Raw genomic sequence first — 16,186 nt, forward strand, 5'->3', positions numbered from 1 at the left:
GTACCAGCGTACGGCCCACAGAATGATGTCACGCTGAAAATGCCGGCCTTTGAATGGGTTCATGTGCAGCTCCATCAGCAAAAGGGGATGATAAGTTTATCACCACCGACTATTTGCAACAGTGCCCCGCTGAATGCCCTGTACTGAATCAGCCCCGTCTGCGGACGGGGCTTTTTTTTTACTCCACTTCCAGCCAGGCTTTGCGTCCTTCAAGATGCAGCGCTTTCAGCATGGCGATCACGTCTTCTGCTGAACGTCCGCCATAGTTGAGACGGGTCTGCTCCCCTTCAAACTCCACCACGATAATGGTGTCCAGCGTCACCGACAGCAGCTCGCGGAGATCACGTAGCGTCTGCCCTGTACTGCGTGAATGCATGCACTGGGTTATCCGGTTGGCCGCCTCCTGGCACAATCCCTCTACGGCCTCGCGATATACCAGACGCTGATCGAGGTTGCCCTCGATGTCGCTGATCAGTTTAACCACCGCCGTTTTGACGGTTTTGATTTCAGGAAATTTCGTTTTTGGGGAGCCTGACTGCTCCAGCGGGGATACGCTGGTCGCCGGTGCAGCTTTAGGGGCGGTTGTCGGGGTGTGCAGGTTCATCGTCATGGTCGTTTCTCCGTCAGTGTGAATTTCGTCTTCGTATCGCCTGACGGTTCGGCCTGCCCGGAGTCGTTCTGGTCAGCAAGGGCGCGCAGCGTGCCATTTACCCTTGCTGTCCAGGTTGTGACGGGGGACGATTACCGGAAGCTGATACGCAGGAGAAAGGCATCACAGGAGAAAATGACGATGTGCACACCCGGACTTACCGCCCCTTTAGCTGCGGCGGCGAAAGCCGTTACGTCATTTTTTACGTAAGACATCGCGCCGTTACGTATCCCGGATACGTAACGGCTACCGCCTGAAAAAGGGTTCATTTTTTTTGAATCTGTCCGGTTTATTTTTCCGTGCCGGCCTCAGCTGCAGGACGTCCTGCAGCTGAGGCCGGCCGCGTTACAGAATTCTAAAAAACAGTGACTTATATAATTCCCTCCCTGATTCTCTCTCTTTCAAAAATTCTGAAGCCCTGCACCGCAGGGCTCCAGCTGTCAGCAGTCCATCAGCCAGCGGTGCGCTTTTGAGGCCGCTGCCGCCGCTTTAAAGATGTAGCGCTTGTCTCCCTTCAGCGCTTTCAGCCAGGACGCGATATAGCTTTCATGCTGCACCTCTCCCGTAATCCCCAAATCCGCCAACAGAAACGCGCTGCCCAGCTCGGCGATCAGTTCCTCAAACGCATACGCCTCAGAGCCAAACTTATTGCCTTTTTCACGATTGAGGCGGGACGCTGCACCCGTCCAGTGAACCAGCTCATGCAGGCCGGTGGCGTAGAAGTTCGCCGCGTCCGCGAAGCGGAACCGCTCCGGCAGGACGATTTCATCGGTGGCCGGACGATAGAACGCCTTTACGCCCTGCTCGGTGATTTTTGCCCCGCTCCGGGTCATGAGTGCTTCCGCCTGCGGCAGCGGATCGAAACCGGCAACCGGCTGCGGCACGCTCTCGATGCTCAGGCCGTCGATTTGCTCCACGTTAAACACGGTAAAGGCTTTCAGCATCGGGATTTTTTCGATTTCCCCGTCCTCGTCCTCTTTCTCCAGCGTCTTGTAAAAGATGGCCGTCGTGCCGTGTTCACCTTTACGAACCTGGCCGCCCAGCTCCTGCGCCTGTTTGTAGGTCAGCCAGCGCTCGTCCTGAAAACCCTGTTTTGCCGCACTACACCACAGCAGCATGATATTAATTCCGCTGTATGTCGTGCCGGTGCTGAAGTTGGCCGGTAATCCCACCGCTGCGCCGTTGCGAACCCACGGACACACCCACGGCTTAACGCCGCTTTCCAGGGCTGCAATGATGCTGTCCGTTACTGTCTGGTAAAGGTCTGTTTTGACTGCGCCAGCACGGGCTTTGCTTTTGCCCCTGGAAAATTTCGTTTTTGAGGAGCCTGACTGCTCCAGCGGGGATACGCTGGTCGCCTGTGAAGCTTTAGGGGCGGTTGTCTGAGTGTGCAGGTTCATCGTCATGGCTGTTTCTCCGTCAGTGTGAATTTCGTCTTCGTATCGCCTGACGGTTCGGCCTGCCCGGAGTCGTTCTGGTCAGCAAGGGCGCGCAGCGTGCCATTTACCCTTGCTGTCCAGGTTGTGACGGGGGACGATTACCGGAAGCTGATACGCAGGAGAAAGGCATCACAGGAGAAAATGACGATGTGCACACCCGGACTTACCGCCCCTTTAGCTGCACGGGTGAAACTGCCCTTCAGCGTCCGGGAGGACGGGTAAAAAAAGCACTGACGACGTCAGTGCTGCCTTTGTGACATGCGGTGTTACACTGCCTCTGCCGGTCAGTTCGCCCTTCCTGAAACCGGGGGCGGTTTGTTTTCGGGGACGTTCTGACCGGCTATCCCCCCATCACTTGCAGAAATTTCACCGCCCCTTATACTGTATGCATATGGGTCTTCCCCGATCATGGTGGGAAGGCTCAGAACGCCATATTCAGCTTTCCGTAGTGGAACATCACCCCCAGTTTAAAGCGCTCCCGGTTTCGGTATCCCCTGGCTTTTATCCTCAGCAGCCTGATCTTGCTGTTAAGTGCCTCCGCATTTCCGTTTGAGACACTGTGTCGCATCGCATTCAGGATCCCCTACAGCCTTTTTCCTATCGTTTTCGCGGCATTTTTCATCATGGGAACGTCACTGTTAGCCGCCAGCGCCAACCATCTCTGCCAGTCACTCCGTCTTTCCTCGCTCCATGGCCTGTTCCAGATATCCTTTGCCAGCTCTTTCAGCGCCCAGCACTGGCTCGTCAGCTTCATCTGTGCACGCAGCCACATCAGCTTTTCCTGCCGGGATTCGGTCATCCACTTATCGCTGTACTGCCACAGGAAGCGGGTTCCTTTTGCCTGGTGTCGGCTTTCAACAGGGAGGTGCGGATGTTCATTCTGACGGGTTTTATCAACTACCTCGCCCAGTTGCTTCGCCACATGGAAGCGGTCAAAGGCGATTTTCTCAACCGCACTGGGTAAGTGGATACGCGCTGCTCTTATATAGCCCGCGTTCATGTCCATTGAGAGCGTTTTGATAGCCAGCAACTGCCCATCAGTGAGCGTGCGAAGATAGCCGGCAAGACTCTCTGTGCCGCGATCATCCGTTAAGGCCAGCGCCCGACCATCGCGATCGGAGATCACCGTTATGTAACGATGTCCTTTTTTAAAGGCGACCTCATCCACATTCATATGACGGGCGGATAATGGCTTTTTTATCCGGGCAAGACCTCGCTTAACTGCCCGGGTCATAATGCCGTCAACCGCATTCCAACTGAGCTTAAGTTGCTTCCTGACAGCATCAACGGTGCTGATTTTCAGCCATGAGAGAACGAACGATTCGAATAGCAACGTATACCGGCTTCCGGGGCCAGCCCACGGAACAGGCAACGTCAGGCAGCCATGCTCCGGACACATAATTCGTGGAACATCGGCTTCAACAATAGTGGTGAACTGGCAGGTATCAAGATGGCGCCATTTACGATGACGGTGATCGTGAACAGAACAGGATTTACCGCAGGTCGGACAGGCTAGCCGGGTGTTTTCAGCGATCTCAATAGTGACAGTAACAGAACCGGCATTTTCATCGAGAGAAAGGGACTTTACCTGCCACGGATCGGACAGGTTGAGAATATGAGCGTAGAGGGACTTTTCGTCCATGGCGGTGACCTCTGGCGATTAAATACACCATTATCATGCCTTCAGCCACCACAACAAGGGAAGACCCATGCATATACAGTTTTAAGCGAGGGAAAAAACGATGAAGTTCATTCCTGCAGTATCAGAAGCCAGCATAGTAAAAATTCCTTTGTTCACAGAGCGATGCCCTGCGGGTTTTCCGTCACCGGCAGCAAACTATACTGAGTCTGAACTGGATCTGAATGAGTACTGCATTCACCGGCGCCACTCCACCTATTTTGTCAGAGCGATTGGCAACTCAATGACTGATATTGGCCTCTATTCCGGCGATCTGATGGTCGTGGATAAAGCAGAACAGCCGCGGCACGGGGATATTGTTATCGCGGAAATTGAGGGTGAATTTACGGTAAAACGCCTGCTTCTGACGCCGCGGCCAGCCCTGCAGGCGATGAACCCGGACTTCCCTTCCCTGTACCCGGATCCGGAAACTCTGCAAATTTTCGGCGTGGTGACGGCCTTCATTCATAAAACCCGGAGGGCAGACTGATGTTCGCCCTGGCAGACGTCAACTCCTTCTACGCCAGTTGCGAGAAGGTTTTCAGGCCGGATTTGCGCGGCAAACCTGTCGTCGTTCTCAGTAACAACGATGGCTGCGTTATTGCCCGGAGTGCTGAAGCCAAACGGCTGGGTATAAAGATGGGAACCCCCTGGTTCCAGCTCAAAGAGGCGCAGTTTCCTGAAAAACTGTACGTTTTTTCCAGCAACTACGAGCTCTACGCGAGCCTGAGTAACCGTGTGGTCGCCCTGCTGGAAGAGCTGTCGCCCCGCGTCGAACAATACTCAATTGACGAATGTTTCCTGGATGCCCGGGGAATTAGCCACTGTATGGATCTGGAGGATTTTGGCAGGCAGCTGCGTGGGCATGTTCTCAGTGGAACCGGACTGACGATCGGTGTCGGCTTCGGCGCCACAAAAACACTGGCCAAATCGGCGCAGTGGGCGTCAAAGGAATGGCCACAATTCAGTGGGGTGCTGGCGCTGTCGCCCGAAAATCCACGCAGAACGGCAAAATTACTCAGCCTGCAGCCGGTGGAAGAAATCTGGGGCGTGGGGAACCGGATAGCGAAAAAGCTGCACGTTATGGGGATCACCACCGCCCTGCAGCTGTCGCTGACGAACCCTACATTTATCCGGAAAAACTTCAACGTAGTGCTGGAGCGCACGGTACGTGAGCTGAACGGCGAGAGTTGCATTTCGCTGGAGGAAGCGCCGCCGCCGAAACAGCAGATTGTCTGCAGTCGCAGCTTCGGGCAGCGGATCACCACCTACGGAGAAATGCGCCAGGCCGTCTGCCAGTATGCCGAGCGCGCGGCGGAAAAGTTGCGCGGTGAGCGACAGTACTGCCGGCATATCAGCACCTTCATCAAGACATCCCCTTTTGCGGTTAATGAGCCGTATTACGGTAACGTGGCCACGGAAAAACTGAACACCCCTACCCGTGACACCCGGGACATTATCGCGGCAGCGGTCAGGTCTCTGGACAGGATATGGCTCGATGGCCACCGCTACGCAAAAGCGGGGATAATGCTCAATGATTTCAGTCCGAACGGCGTCGCGCAGCTGAATCTGTTCGATGACGTGCAGCCACGGCCGCACAGCGATGCGCTGATGAAGGTACTCGACGGCATTAATCATTCCGGACTCGGGAAAGTCTGGTTTGCCGGACGGGGTATTGCGCCGGACTGGCAGATGAAACGGGAGATGCTGTCACCGGCATATACCACACGCTGGAAGGAGCTGCCGGTTGCCCGTTTCTGACCGTTGAAATGACAGAAGGGACTTGCCGCCAGAGCTTACTTTACCGATCATACAGGTGACTTGTCTCAGGGGGGAACCATGACAAATATCATTCTGTGTGATGTGACTGCCAGCGTCAGCGAACTTAAAAACGATCCGGTGGCCACCGCCAGTGCCCGCGGCGGCTACCCGGTCGAGATAATTGACCGTAACCGCCCTGTTTTTTATTGTGTGCCCGCGGCTTTGTATGAACAAATGCTCGATGAGCTGGACGAAAAAGACCTGGTGCAAACGATAACAGAACGTCAAAACCAGCCGCTGCGTGAAGTGGATCTCAATCAGTATCTGTGATGTGCTCCGGTGCGAGGAGCAAGGAATGTATTAAGCCAATGTTAAGGAACAATATGGGTAGCAAAATCGCAGGTGTGGTTTTCTTATACTTCGCTGTCTGGGGAATGGCTTCAGTGATTGAATTGCAGTACTGGCGTAACGCTGATACCTATCCTGTCTGGCTGACAAAACATCTCCGGATCTCTCCTGAAAATAACGACAAGAGCCTGATAAGGATAGAAATGGAAACCTTTGACAAGGTATGTGGTGATAAAAGGGGCCTCCTTGCCGTCACCCAAAAACAAAACGGTATGTTTATGCGCTGTGATGATTCCCCCGGTTTTTTTTCATGGTTCAGCGGCGTTTACAAAGTCAATTAATCAGATAACGTGTTGCACTTTCAATATGTTACCCACATGGTTATCCCCCGTTACTGTGGGTAATCAATATATTGTGTCTCTGGCAGCTGCTTTTCCTACCATATGTTGTCCCTGCCCGTTCTATTTTGTGATCGGACAGTGTGAAAAACGACATCACAGTGGAGACGCTGCTGACGGGATGATGTTCATCCAGGGTCGTAAGATCGGCCGGTACTGGTTACCCGCCGGACGAAGGGCCGGCCAACGCGCAGCGTCGGTAGCTGGCTTTAAAAATGCTGGCGGAAATTTAAAGATGAAGCCGCATACTCTGCGAAATTTTGCAAATTTCACTCAACATGCTTCGTTCAGATCCCAACAGAGCTTTCACCATCGCCTGTAACAGCCGTCCTGCTGCGTGATTACTCCGCTCAACGGGTTGCTGGCGACAAGCCAATACCTGTTCGTGACAGGCATTGATTGAACCGTTGTCCCTAACTAATAATGTGCCGACGATGCAGGTGGGACCGTGGTCCCAGGCAGATAACCTGACCGGCGATACAGGTGGCACCGTGGTCCCAGACAGATAACCTGACCGGCGATACAGGTGGGACCGTGGTCCCAGGCAGATAAGCTGACCGACGAAGCAGGTGGGACCGTGGTCCCAGGCAGATAAGCTGACAGACGATGCAGGTGGGACCGTGGTCCCAGGCAGATAACCTGACCGGCGATACAGGTGGGACCGTGGTCCCAGGCAGATAAGCTGACAGACGATGCAGGTGGGACCGTGGTCCCAGGCAGATAACCTGACCGGCGATACAGGTGGGACCGTGGTCCCAGGCAGATAAGCTGACCGGCGATGCAGGTGGGACCGTGGTCCCAGGCAGATAACCTGACCGGCGATACAGGTGGGACCGTGGTCCCAGGCAGATAAGCTGACCGACGACGCAGGTGGGACCGTGGTCCCAGGGAGATAACCTGAGCGGCGATACAGGTGGGACCGTGGTCCCAGAGAGAATATTCAGGCCAGTTATGTTTTCTGGCCTGTGAGAAAGGAAATGAAGTAAAGGGAGATCACCGTAGACTAAAGCGTGTCCGCATCAGACTCCTGGTTTCTCAAGCTCCTTAAGAATGGCTTCTATTTTCTCTATACACTCCGCAGGAATGCGGGACCTATCCAGGTTAAGCACCATTTTATCGCCCTTATACAATGCTGTTGCCCCTGGAGCAAACTGATGACGTGAGCTCAGATTAACTCTTGATGCGGGAGATTGTTTCAGTACGGATGTTAAAAGACTAATGACCTCTTCAGCTTCAAAGATTAGTCCCGCTTTCTTCTGATCGTGGAGAGTCTCAGCCTGCTGCTTCAGTAATTCTTCTTTATCTGCAAAAGCCTTCTGAAGGGCTTCACCTGACCGGGCAGACAGTTCTCCAGGATGTGCAAACAGGGCAACAACGGATTTAGGCAATTTGGCCGTATTGATACAGCGGGTAATGATCTTACGAGAGATGTTTTCCGCATCGGCAAGCGCAGAAATATTTCCTGCAAACTCATTCTGCAGCCGGCTTGTATAACGCAGGCCACGTTCATAAGCACTCGTCGGCCGATAATCGTTACCCAGTCGGGACAATGCAGCCATCTGCTCATCGTCCAGTTCACCAACCAGAACGCGATAATCACTTTCCGTCAGGATTGCGGCTTTACGGCGACGGCTGCCGTCGGCAATTTCTATGACATCAGAAACCCGGCGGCCGAAAGCTGGAGTCTGCTGACCGGTCAGTAAAAATGAAGGAATGAGATCATCCAGAGCATCTTCGGTAAGTAGTTCCTGATCGCGCTCATTGCCTGACCATACGCGTGAAGCGCTCTCAACAGAGTCTCCCCGGAGCACCTCAAGGGTAAATTTCACTTCCCGTCCACATACCGGAAGAGAGATTGCATTACCGCGGGCCATAGCACCCACGCGCGCAATTAATGAATCCACCATCGGCGCGGCCGGCGCCGGTGATGAAGTATCTTCAGTCGATTGACTATGTGTGGTATGTCTTGGAATGACAGGAGCACGCTTCATTATCTAATCTCCCAGCGTGGTTTAATCAGACGATCAAAAATCTCATTGCAAACAGGCTCCCAGATAGAGAGGGCATTACGCCAGGCACCGGTTGAAGAACGTTGATCAATAGCCTGTTCAAAAACGGTTCTCATACGGATCTGACCTTTACCGACTTCATCCGTTTCGCGCACAACATTTTTAAGGACCATGCTTCCCCAGGCATCCCGAATTTGTTCTTCCATCCACGGGGACTGTGAGCCATTATTATTACTGTATTTGGTAAGCAGAATACGGACATCTGGCTCGAAGCCTTTAAGATCCACGTTCTTAAGCAGGTCACGAAGCATATCGAAAAACTGCAGTGCGGAGGTGTAGTCGAACAGCTCTGCCGGAGTAGGGACAATCAGAACATCAGCAGCGCATACAACATTTATCGTACCGATACCAAGGTTGGGTGCACTGTCGATAACTATCACGTCATAATCATGAGCGACAGTTTCAATGGCCAGACGGAGCATCAGGTGCGGGTCAGCAGGTAATTTGCCTTCGTCAAATTTCCCCATCAGCTCGGTTTCAATGCGGTGCAGTGCCAGACAGGACGGGATGATATCAAGGCCAGGCCAGCAGGTGGGCTTTATAGCGTAGCTGGCGTCATCCTTTTCCCCAAGATAAAAGGGCAGGAGAGTGTCCTCAGCATGAATATGAAGATCGGGCACCCATCCGTGATACATAGAAGCAGTTCCCTGTGGGTCATTGCCTTCAACAAGCAGAACACGGAGTCCTTTCAGAGCAAGATCCTGAGCCAGGTGAACGGATACTGAGGTTTTGTAAACACCACCTTTGTGAGCTGCAACGCCAATCACCGGCGGAAACGCATCTTCAGCACGGCGCAGTCGTGTACCAAATACATCCCGCATGTGATTGATTTGTTCGATGGTATAACCAACGCGTTGCTCAACTCTCCCACGGGTTTCCATATCAGGGTGCGGCAGCCGGCCAGCTTTCTCGGCATCCCTGATAGCCTGAGATGACACGCCAACTAAATCTGCCGCTTCACCAATCCTCCAGCGCCGGGTTATTTTCCGGGCTTCCGGACTGTCATCATTAAACTGTGCAATGGCGATTGCTTTCGTCATTTCATGACCAGCACTTATGCACTGGTTGAGTGTATCCATGAGTCCCATACTGAACATCCTTTAATCATCACTTTGCATTATTTTATTAAATCTTGGAATTTATTGCAAAGCAACAATAAAATCGCAAAGCACACGAAAAAGTGCAAAGTGAACCACATTGGGTAATGAAAGAACGCAGGGGATTACAAAAGAGTACATACCGCAGTCAATATTAATCACTGCCGCTCGCCGCAGTAAGCGATCTCACACAGTGAGAAAGCGGCGAGGAAGCGGAAAATCACAGAACTCACAGATTGCACGTACGTCGGGTTGCTAAAGATGACTCGGGATCAGCCAGTTATAATGAAATTGACTGCGGTATGTAATATATTGACTATGGTATGATGCTTACCGCATCTGTAGGAAAGACGACTCAGCATACCGCAGTCAATGTTTCATTGTTGTACCTGTAGATCTCAATCTTCCAGAGCGTATTCAGGAAAATCAGGCCAGGGGTCTGGATATCTGGTGTGGCGCTTCCGGCCTTGTATCTGGGTTATTCATGGTCTCGATCCAATAATTGATCCCAAGGAGATCATAGTGAGATCCAAAAGAGATCCCCGGATCGCTCCAGCATGCGCTGTAACTGGCTTTAACGTCTGTCTGGATCGACTGCGGAATGTAAAATGTTGACTGTTATATGCATAATCTAATACTGTGATATGCAACGGTATTTACTGAGGTATGTATATCCGTTGACTGCGATACGTATTACTACATCCTTTTGTGGATAACCGTTGAGGATCAAGATGACGAGCGAAAATAATAGCTTACTTCTGAACCTTCAGGAAGTTGATAAGACAACCGGTGAAGTTGTTAAGCTGGATGTCAACAGCACCAGTACCGTGCAGCCAGTAGCGCTCATGAGACTCGGTCTCTTCGTCCCAACTCTGAAATCAACAGGGAAGAGCAAGGCGAACCGGAAAAACGTTACAGACGCGACTGAGGAGCTTGTACAGCTGGCCATTGCCAAAAGCGAAGGATACACTGACGTTAAGATCACCGGTTCGCGTCTTGATATGGACACGGATTTTAAAGTCTGGCTGGGGATAATTCGCTCCATGTCGGAGTATGGGGTAAAAAGTGACACCCTGGAACTGTCGTTCGTCGAATTCGTTAAGATGTGCGGATTTGACTCCCGTCGTTCAAACAAAAAAATGCGCGATCGCATCAGTAATTCCCTGTTTAAACTCGCCTCGGTTACGCTGAAGTTCCAGAGCGAGACCAAAGGATGGACCACCCATCTGGTGCAGTCAGCCTATTATGACATCAACGAGGATATCGTTGAGATCAAGGCTGAACCTAAGCTGTTTGAGCTTTACCACATGGACAGAAGGGTACTGCTGCGGCTGAAAGCCATTGACGCCCTGCAGCGCAAGGAATCAGCCCAGGCGCTTTATACCTACATCGAAAGTCTTCCCCAGAATCCTGCACCTATTTCCATGAAACGGATGCGTGACCGGCTGAATCTCACCTCAAATGTCTATACACAGAACCACACGGTGCGTAAGGCGATGGAGCAGCTGCGTGATATTGGTTATCTGGATTACACCGAGTTTAAACGTGGCCGAGCCACCTATTTCAGCGTGCATTATCGCAACCCCAAACTCATCAGTAGTCCTGTGAAGGTTCCGCGCAAAGAGGAAGAAGAGAAGGCGCCAGAGCAAAATTATGACGAAGTCATTAAGGCGCTGAAGGCTGCTGGCATCGATCCTCTTAAACTGGCTGAAGCCCTCTCAGCGATGAAGCCAGAAAATTGACTGCGATATGCATATCATGACTGCCGTATGCCGCTAAGGACATTCCATTGACTGTGATATGCATCACGCATACCGCAGTCAATATTTATTCTCTATCATGTCTGCCCGGATCGAACAATATTGACTGTCATATGTGATTTCGGGTCATGATACGCAGATATTGACTACGGAATGCGGGTTTAATGGGGGTAATCCCTGGTCTGTTCACCATTCCATGGGGGATAACATGCCACAGTCAATTTTTCAGTAACGCTCTATATCCCTTACGAAAATCTCAATCGGGTGCTGAGACGGTCATGTTACCTGACGGTATCCGTTCCCCTGTGTACTGCAGGTTTAGCCCGGCAGGATGAGACTGCAGCTGTCTGTATAACCCGGCGCCAGCTTCACACTGTTAAATGCGATCAGGAAACGGGAGCCGAATGGCAGAAAGGTGTTGGCTAGGGAAGGTGCGAATAAGCAGGTTATTTCTTCCCAAGCTGACTCGCTGATTAAAATTTCGCGGATCTGGGCCGATTTTTTTCCCGCAAACACATCGAATCAGCCTATTTAGGGGTCAGTTTGGAGATCGGAAATTTTTGTACGTTAAGCACATTATTTAACCAATTCGGATACGTAAGTGATTGATTTATCGTCATTGGCTATCGCTTTTAGGTTGTCGCTCTTGCTGTATCGCATTTAGGTTATCCGATTAAGACAAAATCCCCTGAAAACGCTGTATAGCGCGGGAGTACACCCTATTGCTACAGGTAAGCCTGTTCGAAAAAACAGGCTTACCGTACAATAATTCTCTATATCCAAACTGACCCCAAGAAGGACACCTTCAGCGCGGCCGTGGTCGGTTCGCCGGTAAAGTAGGCTTTACCCTCGCTCTCATTCCACTTGTTCTTCACAGGGTCGTAGCCGCGGTTAAGCACGCTGATGCCGCCGTCGCTGCGCTTGCCGTAGGTGGCGGTAACCTGCTCTAGGCCGCGTTCAAAGCGGTTTTCCAGGCGAGCGACTTCGTACCATTTGCCAAGATAGCGGCTGGCGTCAAAACCGGAAATGGGCTGCACGCCCTTCGGTGGGGTAGGGGATTTACAGGCTACCAGCGTCAGGGCAATGGCAACACCGGTCACAACAGGCCATAGCTTCATGAGAATTCCTTTCATTTGCACGGTTGGAAATTAAGTGTAGTGCACCGCGGCGGCGCTTCATCCCATCCGCGAAAATTCGTAGTATATTGAGAGTATTCCTCAACTCTGGACACGGACATGGCTTACTCCATCGGCGAATTCGCCAGACTCAGCGGGATCACCGCCACCACGCTGCGGGCCTGGCAGCGGCGCTACGGCTTACTCAAGCCTCAGCGCACGGAGGGCGGCCACCGCCAGTACAGCGATGAGGACGTCCAGCAGGCGCTAAAAATCCTCGACTGGGTAAAAAAAGGCGTCCCGATTGGCCAGGTCAAACCGCTGCTGGAGCGCCCTACGTCGCGCCTGACCAACAACTGGCTCACGCTGCAGCAGAGCATGTTACAGCGCCTGCAGGACGGCAAAATCGAGTCCCTGCGTCAGATGATTTACGACGCAGGACGCGAGTACCCAAGACCAGAACTGGTCGCGAACGTGCTGCGTCCGCTGCGCAGTCAGGTGTCGGCAAACGTCGCCGCCGCCATGACCCTGCGGGAGATCCTCGACGGCATCATCATCGCCTACACCTCGTTTTGCTTGGAAGGCGATAAAAAAGCGCCGGGCGACAACATCCTGCTCAGCGGCTGGAACCTGAATGACCCGTGCGAAGTCTGGCTCGAAGCCTTAACCCGCACCGGGCAAGGCCACCGTATCGATATTTTACCCACGCCGCCCGCCACGCTGGCCCCGGAGATTTTCCCGGACCGCCACTGGCTTCTGGTCACGCGCGGTAAACTCACCGCCGCGCGCAAAAAGCAGATCGAGCAGTGGCAGCAGCAGGTATCGCTTGAAGTGATTATCCTCTAATCATTTTCTCCTGCGGGAATCTTCACGAAAAGTTGAATATTTTCCCGCGCCACAAATGCTAACGTTTTCCTGTGACCGACAACCCCACAGGAAAACACAATGAAAAAAACTGCCTCTCTGCTGATGCTGACCACCCTGGCCTTTGCCCCTGCCGCCTTTAGCGCCCCTGCCGGCACGCTGAGCGTACACATTCTTGACCAGCAAACCGGGATGCCGCCATCGTACGTTACCGTCACGCTGGAAAAACAGCAGCAGGACAAATGGACCCCAATTGCCAGCGGCAAAACTGACCATGACGGCCGCATCAAATCGCTTTATCCGGAGGATCAGGATATGCAGCCCGGCGTCTATAAAGTGGCCTTTAAAACCGCAGATTACTTCCACGGGAAGAAGCTGGACTCCTTCTTCCCGGAGATCCCGGTGCTGTTCACCGTAACCCGGACCAACGAAAAGCTGCACATCCCTCTCCTGCTGAGCCAATACGGTTATTCAACTTACAAGGGCAGTTAAGAAACGTTGATTTTAAAGGCAAATAAAAAATAATTCCGCTAATACTTGGACAAATTAGTTATGTTGTGTAAGTTTTAAAGAGAAGAACGGGAGGACCACACCATGACAACAAAACCTGTGCTCGGTATTAGCGGATGTTTGACCGGGTCTGCCGTTCGCTTCGACGGCGGACACAAGCGTATGGGCTTTGTCATGGATGAACTGGCCCAGTGGGTGAGTTTCAGGCCCGTCTGCCCGGAAATGGCGATTGGCCTGCCGACGCCACGCCCGGCCATACGCCTGACGCTGACGGACAGCGGCGAAACGCAGCTCCGCTTCAGCAAGCCGCCCCATGATGATATAACGCAGAAAATGGCCGACTTTACGGCGGACTATCTGCCAAAAATCGGCGATCTGTCGGGATTTATCGTCTGCGCGAAATCGCCAAGCTGCGGCATGGAACGCGTGCGGCTATATGATGAAAACGGCAACCGGGGCCGCAAGGAGGGTGTCGGGCTGTTCACCGCCGCCCTGCTTGAAACCTACCCGTGGCTGCCCGTGGAGGAAGACGGTCGGCTGCACGCCCCGGTGCTGCGGGAAAACTTTATCGAGCGGGTATTTGCCCTGCACGAGCTGAACACGCTGCGCGCTAAAGGCCTGACGCGCCGCGCGCTGCTGGATTTCCACAGCCGCTATAAATTGCAGCTTCTGGCGCACCATCAGGCGGGCTACCGCGAGATTGGCCCGTTCGTTGCGTCGCTGCATGAATGGGAAGATCTGGACGCGTTCTTCGTGGCGTACCGCGAAAAGCTGATGACCATCCTGAAAAAGCCCGCCTCGCGGAAAAACCATACCAACGTGCTAATGCATATCCAGGGCTATTTCCGTAACCAGCTGAACAGCCGCCAGCGCGTCGAGCTGCGCGATGTGATCCTGCACTATCGCGACGGGCTGCTACCCATCCTCGCGCCGTTGACGCTACTGAAACACTACATGGCCGAATACCCTGACCGGTATCTGATGACGCAAAACTACTTTGATCCCTATCCTGATGATTTGGGTCTGCGTCTGGCAGTAACCTGACGATAAAAATGCGAAGGCCCGTTTGACCCACAGAGGCCCAAAGCAGTACCCCGTTTAGACGACACCCTCACTGTCGTCTCTTTTTTGCATTCCACACAAAAGACTGTAATTATGTACAGGATTGTAACGCAAAAAGGGACTGCCTGTGATCACCACCCTGCACATTCAAAACTACCGCTCGATTCGCGAAATGTCGCTGGAGCTGGAACAGCTCAACATCGTCTTTGGCCCAAACGGCACCGGAAAATCCAATATCTACAAGGCGATCCACCTGATGCACAGCGCCGCACAGGGGCAGTTTTCGCAGGCACTGGCGAACGAGGGTGGGATTTTAAAAGTGTTCTGGGCAGGCAAAACCCGCAGCGACCAGCTGCGGCGGATGAATTTGGCCGTTGAAACCGAAACCTACGAATACGAGCTGCAGGTAGGCTTTGTCGAAAAACTGCCTTACCCCTCACAGTTTCAACTCGATCCGGTGATCAAAGAAGAGTCCATCTGGCTGAGTGGTCAATACCGCCGCCCGTCGTCACAGCTGATGAAGCGTAAAAATCAGGCCGTATTTCTGAACAACGTGCATCACGAGAAAGTCACCCACAGCGGCACGCTGTATGAGAACGAATCGGTGTTCGGCCAGCTTGGCGAGCCGCATCTTTACCCGGAAGTGTCGCAGATGCGCGAGTCGCTGCGTAACTGGCGCTTTTATCAGGAGTTTTCTGTATCAATCGGCTCGGCCATGCGCGCGCCTCAGGTCGGTTTCCGCTCCCCAGTGCTGGCCAGCGACGGCGCAAACCTGGCGGCGGCGTTTCAGACCATCGTGGAAATTGGCGACGAGCTGCTGCTGATGCGCATCCTCGACCAGGCCTTCCCCGGCTGCGTGTTTTACAGCGACAACACCGGCGGACGCTTCCGGATGATGATGCAGCGTGAAGGGCTAAGCAGACCGCTGGAGCCGGCGGAATTCTCCGACGGCACTCTGCGTTTTCTGTGCCTGGCGGTGGCGCTATTAAGCCCGCGTCCACCGGCCTTTATCGCCCTCAACGAACCGGAAAACAGCCTGCATCCGCAGATGCTGCCCGCGCTGGCGAGCTTAATCGCCGAGGCCAGCCGCTACTCGCAAATTTGGCTGACCAGCCACTCGCCGGAACTGGCGAATTTAATTGAGAAACAGAGATCGTTTTCGCTGTATCAGCTGTCGATGGTGGAAGGAGAAACGAAGGTGGAGAGGCTGGGGTAGTCTCCCAGAGGGCACTGTTGCAAAGTTAGCGATGAGGCAGCCTTTTGTCTTATTCAAAGGCCTTACATTTCAAAAACTCTGCTTACCAGGCGTATTTCGCCCAGGGGATCACCATAATAAAATGCTGAGGCCTGGCCTTTGCGTAGTGCACGCATCACCTCAATACCTTTGATGGTGGCGTAAGCCGTCTTCATGGATTTAAATCCCAGCGTGGCGCCGA

General features: G+C 53.0%; 14 protein-coding genes and 3 pseudogenes. 9 read left to right on the top strand and 8 right to left on the bottom strand.

What is annotated here, in order from left to right; genetic code table 11:
- Nucleotides 1–178: 178 nt before the first annotated feature.
- From ACHHZ7_RS24685 to ACHHZ7_RS24700, 4 genes and pseudogenes are all read right to left on the bottom strand, one after another.
- Nucleotides 179–610 (bottom strand): hypothetical protein, encoded by a 432-nt coding sequence (locus tag ACHHZ7_RS24685; RefSeq protein WP_001531161.1) that lies wholly within the window; start codon nucleotides 608–610, stop codon nucleotides 179–181.
- A 131-nt stretch (nucleotides 611–741) separates the two neighbouring features.
- Nucleotides 742–918: a hypothetical protein gene (locus ACHHZ7_RS24690; protein ID WP_013438824.1), complete on the bottom strand. Its 177-nt coding sequence runs from the start codon at nucleotides 916–918 to the stop codon at nucleotides 742–744.
- 171 nt (nucleotides 919–1,089) lie between these two features.
- A complete protein-coding gene (locus ACHHZ7_RS24695) occupies nucleotides 1,090–2,055 on the bottom strand; it encodes an ArdC family protein (protein ID WP_000178515.1) in 966 nt (321 codons plus the stop codon).
- A 454-nt stretch (nucleotides 2,056–2,509) separates the two neighbouring features.
- A pseudogene (locus ACHHZ7_RS24700) lies at nucleotides 2,510–3,730 on the bottom strand (ISL3-like element ISKox3 family transposase).
- 100 nt (nucleotides 3,731–3,830) lie between these two features.
- Here ACHHZ7_RS24700 and umuD point away from each other — a divergent pair.
- The 4 genes from umuD to ACHHZ7_RS24720 all read left to right on the top strand — a co-directional run bounded on the left by umuD (nucleotide 3,831) and on the right by ACHHZ7_RS24720 (nucleotide 6,216).
- Nucleotides 3,831–4,256, top strand: a complete 426-nt coding sequence (umuD, locus tag ACHHZ7_RS24705; RefSeq protein ID WP_000668788.1) for a translesion error-prone DNA polymerase V autoproteolytic subunit — start codon at nucleotides 3,831–3,833, stop codon at nucleotides 4,254–4,256.
- Nucleotides 4,256–5,527, top strand: a complete 1,272-nt coding sequence (locus tag ACHHZ7_RS24710) for a Y-family DNA polymerase (protein WP_000457544.1) — start codon at nucleotides 4,256–4,258, stop codon at nucleotides 5,525–5,527. Before umuD ends, ACHHZ7_RS24710 begins: the two co-directional genes overlap by 1 nt.
- A gap of 78 nt (nucleotides 5,528–5,605) precedes the next feature.
- Nucleotides 5,606–5,857 (top strand): hypothetical protein, encoded by a 252-nt coding sequence (locus tag ACHHZ7_RS24715; RefSeq protein WP_000181753.1) that lies wholly within the window; start codon nucleotides 5,606–5,608, stop codon nucleotides 5,855–5,857.
- 53 nt (nucleotides 5,858–5,910) lie between these two features.
- Nucleotides 5,911–6,216 carry a hypothetical protein gene (locus ACHHZ7_RS24720; protein WP_000534920.1) on the top strand — a complete coding sequence of 102 codons (306 nt, stop codon included), beginning with the start codon at nucleotides 5,911–5,913 and terminating at the stop codon, nucleotides 6,214–6,216.
- 1,076 nt (nucleotides 6,217–7,292) lie between these two features.
- Here ACHHZ7_RS24720 and ACHHZ7_RS24725 read toward each other — a convergent pair.
- Together ACHHZ7_RS24725 and sopA are read right to left on the bottom strand one after the other, a co-directional pair.
- Nucleotides 7,293–8,264 (bottom strand): ParB/RepB/Spo0J family plasmid partition protein, encoded by a 972-nt coding sequence (locus ACHHZ7_RS24725; protein WP_000817037.1) that lies wholly within the window; start codon nucleotides 8,262–8,264, stop codon nucleotides 7,293–7,295.
- Nucleotides 8,264–9,430, bottom strand: a complete 1,167-nt coding sequence (gene sopA, locus ACHHZ7_RS24730; protein ID WP_000523812.1) for a plasmid-partitioning protein SopA — start codon at nucleotides 9,428–9,430, stop codon at nucleotides 8,264–8,266. Before sopA ends, ACHHZ7_RS24725 begins: the two co-directional genes overlap by 1 nt.
- A 740-nt stretch (nucleotides 9,431–10,170) precedes the next feature.
- On the opposite strand from sopA, the gene ACHHZ7_RS24735 reads away from it, so the two are divergent.
- Entirely contained in the window at nucleotides 10,171–11,181 is a 1,011-nt protein-coding gene (locus tag ACHHZ7_RS24735; RefSeq protein ID WP_000200069.1) for a RepB family plasmid replication initiator protein, read from the top strand.
- 806 nt (nucleotides 11,182–11,987) lie between these two features.
- Here the strand turns inward: ACHHZ7_RS24735 and ACHHZ7_RS24740 are convergent.
- Nucleotides 11,988–12,317 (bottom strand): annotated as a pseudogene (locus tag ACHHZ7_RS24740) (lipocalin family protein); the annotation flags it as partial.
- Nucleotides 12,318–12,434: 117 nt separating this feature from the next.
- Between ACHHZ7_RS24740 and ACHHZ7_RS24745 the strand changes: the two are divergent.
- The 4 genes from ACHHZ7_RS24745 (at nucleotide 12,435) to ACHHZ7_RS24760 (ending at nucleotide 15,966) form a co-directional block, all read left to right on the top strand.
- A complete protein-coding gene (locus ACHHZ7_RS24745) occupies nucleotides 12,435–13,160 on the top strand; it encodes a MerR family transcriptional regulator (RefSeq protein WP_000331736.1) in 726 nt (241 codons plus the stop codon).
- A gap of 99 nt (nucleotides 13,161–13,259) precedes the next feature.
- The gene (uraH, locus tag ACHHZ7_RS24750) at nucleotides 13,260–13,670 is read left to right on the top strand and encodes a hydroxyisourate hydrolase (protein ID WP_000750474.1); all 411 of its coding nucleotides are present in this window, start codon (nucleotides 13,260–13,262) and stop codon (nucleotides 13,668–13,670) included.
- Between the two features lie 102 nt (nucleotides 13,671–13,772).
- On the top strand, nucleotides 13,773–14,732 hold the full coding sequence (locus ACHHZ7_RS24755; RefSeq protein ID WP_000208727.1) for a DUF523 and DUF1722 domain-containing protein: 960 nt from the start codon (nucleotides 13,773–13,775) through the stop codon (nucleotides 14,730–14,732).
- Between the two features lie 145 nt (nucleotides 14,733–14,877).
- Entirely contained in the window at nucleotides 14,878–15,966 is a 1,089-nt protein-coding gene (locus ACHHZ7_RS24760; protein WP_000633445.1) for an AAA family ATPase, read from the top strand.
- A 62-nt stretch (nucleotides 15,967–16,028) separates the two neighbouring features.
- On the opposite strand, the pseudogene ACHHZ7_RS24765 reads toward ACHHZ7_RS24760, so the two are convergent.
- Nucleotides 16,029–16,186, bottom strand: a pseudogene (locus tag ACHHZ7_RS24765) (IS6 family transposase); the annotation flags it as partial.

It is taken from the genome of Citrobacter freundii complex sp. 2024EL-00216 (assembly GCF_043945515.1).
In the GTDB taxonomy this organism is placed as follows: domain Bacteria; phylum Pseudomonadota; class Gammaproteobacteria; order Enterobacterales; family Enterobacteriaceae; genus Citrobacter; species Citrobacter portucalensis.